6 protein-coding genes are annotated in these 8,084 nt (G+C 65.1%); 3 read left to right on the top strand and 3 right to left on the bottom strand.

What is annotated here, in order from left to right:
* Positions 1-210: 210 nt before the first annotated feature.
* Complete coding sequence (locus ACQ4WL_RS26460; RefSeq protein ID WP_436512554.1) at positions 211-720, bottom strand: hypothetical protein; 510 nt, start codon at positions 718-720, stop codon at positions 211-213.
* Between the two features lie 122 nt (positions 721-842).
* Positions 843-1,079, bottom strand: a complete 237-nt coding sequence (locus ACQ4WL_RS26455) for a hypothetical protein (RefSeq protein ID WP_436512552.1) — start codon at positions 1,077-1,079, stop codon at positions 843-845.
* A gap of 211 nt (positions 1,080-1,290) precedes the next feature.
* Between ACQ4WL_RS26455 and ACQ4WL_RS26450 the strand changes: the two genes are divergently transcribed.
* Entirely contained in the window at positions 1,291-1,665 is a 375-nt protein-coding gene (locus ACQ4WL_RS26450) for a hypothetical protein (RefSeq protein WP_436512550.1), read from the top strand.
* Here the strand turns inward: ACQ4WL_RS26450 and ACQ4WL_RS26445 are convergent, their stop codons facing one another.
* Entirely contained in the window at positions 1,666-4,710 is a 3,045-nt protein-coding gene (locus ACQ4WL_RS26445) for a sensor domain-containing diguanylate cyclase (protein WP_436512548.1), read from the bottom strand.
* 261 nt (positions 4,711-4,971) lie between these two features.
* On the opposite strand from ACQ4WL_RS26445, the gene ACQ4WL_RS26440 reads away from it, so the two are divergent.
* Both ACQ4WL_RS26440 and ACQ4WL_RS26435 read left to right on the top strand, forming a co-directional pair.
* Entirely contained in the window at positions 4,972-5,850 is an 879-nt protein-coding gene (locus tag ACQ4WL_RS26440) for a helix-turn-helix transcriptional regulator (protein ID WP_436512546.1), read from the top strand.
* A 113-nt stretch (positions 5,851-5,963) separates the two neighbouring features.
* Entirely contained in the window at positions 5,964-8,078 is a 2,115-nt protein-coding gene (locus tag ACQ4WL_RS26435; protein WP_436512544.1) for a TonB-dependent siderophore receptor, read from the top strand.
* Positions 8,079-8,084: the final 6 nt, after the last annotated feature.

Genomic DNA, 8,084 nt, shown 5'->3' with positions numbered 1-8,084 from the left:
GCGGATACGGCATCCAGTTACCCGGTCTTGATATGCCTACCAAGATTTTGACAGCGGTCGATACCGTTCGAAATATCACGAACGGCATGAAGGGAATAATACAAGGTCGGATTAGCGTGACCGAAGGGCATGCGTAATCCGACACATTGTTAACGCTGCTGGTGGTGTCGGATTACGCGGAGCAAAGCCCCGCTAATCCGACCTACCTGGTCATGGCTTGCGGTAGCCGCCTTCGATCCAGTTCGCCGCGGATGTCGCATTGAACTTGAAGGCGGCCGAGGTGCGCACCTTGGCGATCTGCTCGCCATCGGCGTCATAGGCGCTCAGTTCCGCGTACGGGTGGTCTTCATCGGGCACGATGTCGAACATCACCTTGATTTGCCCCTCGTCGGTGGCGATAAACAGGTTCTTGTGCAATTGCGCATGCAGTTGCTGCTCGTGGCGGCGCAGCACTTCCGAGGCAGTTTTGACCAGCGTATTAAACGCATTGACGTCGAGCGGCTTCGGGTTTTTCTTGTCGCGGCCCATCGTCCACGGGCCCACCAAGGCCGGCTCCGGCTCGCCATCCTTGATCATGGCCACGGCCCAGCCTTCATCTTCCTCGTTCTTGATCACGCGCGCCGTCCATCCATTGCCTACCCACAGGCGCGGCTCCTGGATCGGGGCGTCATTGTCTTGCTCGGCTGCTTCGTCGGAAAAGTCGGGGAAATCGGTACTCATGGCGGTGCTCGTGATGGAAGGTCGGGGCTAGCATGATAGTCGAAAACGCCCTCCCGTGCCGCCTTGCCGCAAGCGCGACGGCACGTCACACGGCACGAGCCAGCCTGCCGCCACGGCAGCGATCAGTCCATGGACATGGCAGGCCGGCTGGGCCAGGTCAGCGGTGGACCGGGCGGCACCCAGCGCGGGTCGATGGCTGGCAGTGGCGCATGGTAATTAAAGGGATTGATGATGATCGGCGGTATCGCCGATGGCGCGCCGACGGGTTCGGCGCAGGACTGCGTGGCGCTACGCTGGCGCGTGATGTGATGACCAGAAGGGGATAGCGATTGATCCCCGGTATCTGCAAACAAAAGCATGTTGCCCTCCTTGCGAGACTGAGGTATTCAGTATAGGACGGCTTGCGCACATTACAAGAAAAGAAATCTTGTTCTACATCAGCGTTTTCTGCCCGCCAGCGCCTTCCATACCGCGATATTGACCGCCTGTCGCACGCCGCTGGCAGCGCCTTCCGCGCGCCGCTACAGTGTGACCATGCAATACCCAGTCACCCATCCACAGAGGCCCATCATGAAAAAATTACTCACCTTCGTCCTCATCGTCATGCTCGCCTGCCTGTTCCTCGACAAGATCGGCGCCAGCGACATGCACATGCAGTTCCACGGCGACGATATCGATGGGCCGCTGGAGTGGCTGTTCGGCCTGGTGTTTGCCGGCGGCGGCTTGCTGATCGCCGCCATTGCGCTGGTGTGCGCCGCCGTCGTTACAGGCGTAGTACTTGCCGGCGTGGGCGTGGTACTGATCGCCGTGGTGGCCTTGTGCGTGGTACTGGCGCTGGCGCTGAGCACGCCCGTGCTGCTGCCGCTGCTGATACCCATCGCCATCGTCTGGTTGATCGTCAGCCGCAAGCACAAGCAGGCGCAAGCGCGTCAGCACAGCCTGTAATCACTGCGCCATGAACTTGCTGAGCACGCCGTCGCTAGCGCCGTCATTCTGTTCGATGCGGTTGCGCCCGCCCCGCTTGGCCCGATACAGCGCCTCGTCGGCGCGTGCCAGCACGGCTTCGGAATCGGCATCGGTACCGGCCATGGCGGCCATGCCGATGCTCACCGTGATGGTGATCAGGATGCCGCCATCGGTGGTCAGCGAACTTTCCGCCACGCGCCGGCGCAACCGTTCGGCAAACACGGCCGCCGCCGCCAGGTCGGTGCCCGGCAGCAAGATGGCGAATTCCTCGCCGCCCACGCGGCCCGGTACGTCGACCTTGCGCAGCGCCTGGCACATCAGCGCGCCCAGGTGCCGCAGCACGGTATCGCCCACCGCGTGGCCATACTCGTCGTTGACGCGCTTGAAGTGATCGATGTCGAGCATCAGCACGCTGGCGCAACTGGCCAGTTCGCGCTGCAGCCGTGCATGCTCGTTTTCCAGCGCCGCCATGAAGTGGCGCCGGTTCGGCAAGCCGGTCAAAAAATCGGTAGTGGCCAGCTGCAGCAATTCCGCGTTCATGCGCTTGCGCTCGGTGATATCGAGCGAAGACACCATGACAAAGTCCAGGCTGTCCGCATGGCCGGGCATCACCAGCAAGCTCAATTCATTTTGGCGCGCCGCACCATCGAGACGCACGAAGCTGCTCTCGCACTCGTACAGGTGGGCGCCACCAGCCAGCGCCAGCAGCGCATCGCCGAAACGGGGCAAGGCGCTGTCATCGAAATTCTGTGCCAGGCCCAGCGCGCCGCGGCGCTGGTCGTCCTCGTTGGCACGCACCTGCGCCAGTGCGGCGCCGTTCGCATCGATGATGCGCACCAGCCCCGCCAACTGCTGCAGCGCGTCTGGATTGGCCTGGAAGTAGGTGCCCAGGTCGTGCACGCCCGCTTGCTCAAGCGCATCGAGCGCGGCGCGCACGGCCGACCAGTCCTGTTCCCACAGGGCCACGGGCGCATGGTCGTACAGGCTGCGGAAACGCGCTTCGCCGGCGCGCAGGGCCAGCGCCACCTGTGCCTGTTCGATGGCCATGCCGGCCAGGTGCGCCGCCTCGCTCAGGCGTGCCAGATGCGCCGCGCCCGGTAAGGTGGGCTGGCGGTGATACGCCATCAGCACGCCAAGCAGCTTGCCCGAGCCGCCACGCACGGGCTCGGCCCAGCACGATTGCAGCTGAGCTCGCCACGCAAGTTCCATCGTCTCTTGCACATTGGCAGCGGCATGCAAGTCGCCCACGATTACGCGCTGGCCGTCGCGCAGCGCTTGCGCGGCGATGCCATGCACGCCCTGCAGGGTGTCGAGGTCATGGCCATGGCTGGACAGGTTGAAAAATGCGGGCAAGCTCGGCGCCGCGCCCAACACCAGGCGGTGGCGGCTTTCATCGAGCAGCAAGATGCTGCACAGCATGGCAGGATGGTCGGCTTGCACGCTCAGCACCACACTTTCCAGCACCCGTTCCAGCGGCGCGCCCGTGGCCAGCATTTCCAGCACCTGGCGCCGTGTGTGCTCGCGCCGCTCCATCTGGCTGCGCTCGCTGATATCGCGGAAGGTCCACAAGCGCGCCTGTTCGTTGCCCAGCTGCATGCTGCGCACATATTGCTCGACCACCCGTCCATCGCGCAGGTGCAGCACATCGCGCCGTTCGCGGTGGCCGTGCGGCGCGTGGGCGCGTGCCCCCAGGAAAGGCGCCGCCTGCTCCAGCTGGCTTTGCACATGGCGCACCAGCGCCGCGCCATCGGCTTGCCAGTCGAGCGCATCGGGCACTTGCCACAGGTCGCGGAAGCGCCGGTTCGAGGTGAAGATGTGGCCATCGATGTTGTCGACCAGAATGCCGTCGATGGTCGAATCGAGGATGCTGCGCAGCATGGCCTGGCTGCGCTGCGCTGCCTCGGCCATCGCCAGCACGCTCGCCTGGCCCTGCTCCAGCTGACCGGTCAGCTCGCTCGAGCGCGCCAGCGCCGCCTGGGCGCGGGTGCGGCCCGCCGCCAGCAGCCAGGCCGCCAGCGCCAGCACGACGCTGGCCAACACGCCAGTCAAGGCCACCAGGCGGGGCCGCGCCAGCAGTTCGCCATCGAAACCCGGCATGGTGCGCACGCGCAAGGTCCAGGCATGGCCGGCGATGCTGATCGCCTGCTGCGACAGCAGGCTGTCCGAGGCGGCAGACGACTGCGTGCCCGGCAAGCTGTCGTACATCAGGGCCGCCTCGGTCAGTTGCGCGCCATCATAGATTTCCAGGTCCAGCTGGCGCGCCCCCTCGCCGCCCACGCCCGCCATCAGGTCGCCCATGCGGAATGGCGCAAATACCCAGGCGCGCAAGGCGGCACGCCGCTGCTCCACGCTGGCATGCGGCAAGCCATTGTCATACACGGGCAGCACGACCAGGAAACCATGCGTCTGGGCGCTGCCACCATCTTGCAGCAGGTGGATCTTGCCCGTCATGGCGGCCTGGCCCGTGTCGCGCGCCTGTTCGAGCGCGGCGCGGCGCACGGGTTCGGACCAGATGTCATAGCCGAACGCCAGCAGGTTGCTTTCGCTTAAAGGTTCCAGATAAGTGATGGGCGCATGCCAGGCCCGCTGGCCCGGCGGACGCACGGCATAGCCGGGATAGCCCTCCGCGCGCACGCTCGCTTCGTGCCGCGCCAGCCCGGCACCGGGCAACAGCGGCAGGTAGCCGATGCCCTGGATGCCGGGGAAGTGCCGGTCCACCTGCTGCACCGCCAGATAGGCATGCAATTCGCTACGCGTGACGCCTTGCGAACTGGCATACAGTCCCTGCACACCGTGCAGCACCTGGATGTAGGTCTGCATGCGGACGACGATGTTGCCCATCAGTTGGCGCACGCGGAAGTCAAAATCGGCCTGCACCTGCTGTTCGCTGGCGTCGTGGGCATTGCGCCAGGCGCCATACGTCAGTCCCAGGCACATCGCCAGCACCAGCGCGGCCAGCACGCGCGGTCCCACCCAGTGCGACACTGACCGAGCAAACCACGACGTAGACGCGTGTGTAGGCATGACAGGCGGAAAAGCAGAACAGTTATCCAACCGCTACACGACCAGCAACATGACTGGCAGCGGGCTGCACGATTACCATCGGTATTCGATGAAAACGATAGTACGTTACAGCGAGCGCCCTTGCAATGCTGAATATTGTATTAAAAAGACTACAAATTGCGAGACTGCAACTGAGTTTTCCGAGCACAAAGTCGGCCCCATCGCAACTGATAATGATTCTCATTTATAATTACCATCCCGCTCTTCCTCCACGCCCCGACGATGCCCTCCCAGCCGCCCTCCCTCCATGACACTTCCTGGCAACTACCGCTGGCCACACCAAGGCTGGAACTCAGTGCGGGCACCCTGTCTTTTCCGGCGCCGGCGCACAGCATCGAACACAATGAGCCAGGGCTGAAACTGGTGCTGGTCCTGGGTGGCCAGCTCGATTATCAATTGCAAAGCGGCGGCGCCGTGAATGTCGAAGGTCCGGCCTTTCACATCAGCCTGAGCGACACGCCATTTTCCGTCAGCCACCGCTACGCTGCACGGCAACCGCTACAGTACCTGAGTGTGCGCATGCCGATGGAGGCCTTGCACGACACCTTCGGCACCGAGCTGGGGTCGCTGGCGCGGCGCATCGCCCCGGCCACGCGGCAAGCCATGGCAACGGCAAATGGACGCGCCTGCAAGGCCTTGCAGGCGCTGGGCCGGCAAATTATGCTGTGCCCGCTGACCGGGCCGCTGCGCCAGCTGTATTTGTCTGGCAAGGCGCTGGAACTGACGGCCGCCGTGATGAACGGCCTGGCCAGCACCGGCGCCCCGGCAGAGACGGCGCCCGGCACGCGCCAGCTGCGCTGCCTGCAGCAGGCGCGCGACATCTTGCTGCAGCGGCTGCACGCACCGCCGACCTTGCCGGAACTGGCGCGTCTGGCCGGCACCAACGCCAGCACCCTGAGCAAGGGCTTTCGCCAGCAGTTCGGCACCAGCGTCTTCGCCTACGTGCGCCAGCAGCGCCTGGAACTGGCCTACCGCATGCTCGCGTCCGGCAACATCAGCGTAGCCGACGCGGCGCACGCCTGCGGCTACACGGATTCGCATTTCAGCAAGGTGTTCCGCCTGCGCTATGGCGTTTCCCCCAGCGACCTGCGCTGCGCCTGACGCAATACGCGCAATCGCCAGGAAAACAGCGGCAATCCTTAACGCCCTGAAGATACCCTTCTTTACCATATTGAGATTGATTCTCAATACGAAAGGTCCGGTTTTTCATGGCAATGTTTCCACTCCCCCCACGCGGCGTCCGCTGGCCCCGGCATACCCTGCACGTCCTGGCCGCCTTCGGCTGCAGCCACCTGGCGCAGGCGGCCGAGGCGCCGGCACCTGAGGCCAGCCTGCCCGTCATCGCCGTCACGGCCACGCGCGAAGCGGGCGCCAGCATGGGCAAGACGGGCGCTTCGCTGAAGGAAACGCCGCAGTCGCTGAGTATCATCAGCCAGGAACGCATGCAGGAACAAAACCTGCAGACGCTCGACGACGTGCTGCAACAAGCGACGGGCACCACCGTGCAGCCGTTCCAGCTGCTGACCACGGCCTACTATGCGCGCGGCTTCAAGATCGATTCCTTCGAACAGGATGGCGTGCCCGTGCTGATGGGCAACATGGCCAGTCCGCAGCAAGACATGGCGATGCTGGAACGCGTGGAAATCCTGCGCGGCGCCAACGGCTTGCTGCATGGCAGCGGCAACCCTGCCGCCACCGTCAACCTGGTGGCCAAGCGGCCGCAAAAGACCTTCGCCGCGCAGGGCGCGCTGGCGGGCGGCAGCTGGGACCGCCGCCGGGGTGAAGCCGACATCGGCGGCCCCCTGAACGCCGCCGCCACGCTGCGCGCGCGCGTCGTCGCCACGCACGAGGAACGGGGATTTTTCTATGACGTGGCGCAGCAGAACAGCAGCAACCTGTATGGCGTGGCCGAGCTGGACCTGGCGCCGGGCAGTACGCTCAGCGTCGGTGCGCAGAAACAGCGCATCCGGTCGATCACCAACATGGCAGGCGTGCCGCGCTATGCGGACGGCGGCGACCTCGGCTTGCCCCGCTCGACCTATCTCGATGCGGCCTGGGACCAGTTCGACTGGGATACCCAGCGCGTCTTCGCCAGCCTGGAACAGCATTTTGCCAACGGCTGGCAAGCCAGGGTGCAAGCGAATCACCTGTCCGGCGACTCCTTCCTGAAATACGCAGGCGCGTATGGCGCCGCGCGCCGCGACCGGCACCCGTCCTCCAGCGTGATGGGCGCCGCCTACCGCTTCGACAATGGCCAGAACAGTGTGGATGCCTACGCCAGCGGCCCCTTCCGCCTGGGCGGACGCCAGCACGAGTTGTTGCTGGGCACCAACGTCCAGCACACGTCCAGCGAGCAGTTCTCGGCCAGCTTCCTGCCGCCGCCGAAGGGAACCTTTGACGTCTTCCACTGGAACCCTTACGCGCTGGCAGAACCGGCCACCAGCGCGTATGCCTCGCGCGGACCGACCAAGGTCAGCCAGTGGGGCGCCTACGCCATGGGGCGCTTCCAGGTGAGCGACGCGCTGACGGCCATCGCCGGCACGCGCCTGAGCCGCTGGAAACAGGAAACGCGCACGGCGCGCGTGGAACCGGACACCCAGCTGACGCCGTACGGCGGCCTGGTCTACGCCCTGTCGCCGCAATGGTCCGGCTATGGCAGCTACACGCAAGTGTTCCAGCCGCAAAGCCAGACCACCGTCGACGGCAAGACGCTCGATCCCGTGACGGGCAACAACCTGGAAGCTGGGATCAAGGGCGCGCTGGCGAATGGCAAGCTCGACGTTTCCCTGGCCGTGTACCAGATCCGCCAGAACAAGCGGGCCCAGGAAGACCCGAATTTCCCTTGCGCGGGCAACGTCTGCTATTACATCGCCGGCGGCGAAGTGCAAAGCCGGGGCCTGGAAGCGGAAGCGAACGGCCAGCTGACGCCCGAGCTGAACCTGTCCGCCGGCTACAGCTACAACACGACGCGCTACCTGAAGGACGCCGAATCGCAGGGCCAGCCGTTTGCCAGCTTCGCGCCCGCCCACATCCTGCGCGCGTGGGCCAACGCCACCCTGCCGTGGGCCGGACGCCGCCTGAGCGCCGGACTGGGCGTACAGGCGCAAAGCCGGTACAGCGTTACCTCGGGCGGCGTGACGCTGCGCCAGGGCGGCTATGCGCTGGCCAATGCCCGCCTGGGCTGGCGCATCGACCGCCATTTCACGGCCGCGCTCAATGTCAACAACCTGTTCGACAAACACTATTACCAGAGCCTGTCCGGCACGGCCTGGAACAACCGCTATGGCGAGCCGCGCAGCGTGATGCTGTCCCTGCGCGCCCAGTATTGAGGCCCC

It is taken from the genome of Janthinobacterium kochi (assembly GCF_051380715.1).
GTDB lineage: Bacteria > Pseudomonadota > Gammaproteobacteria > Burkholderiales > Burkholderiaceae_D > Janthinobacterium.
The sequence above is the reverse complement of the archived record's forward strand: the minus strand, read 5'-3'. Positions and strand labels throughout refer to the sequence as shown.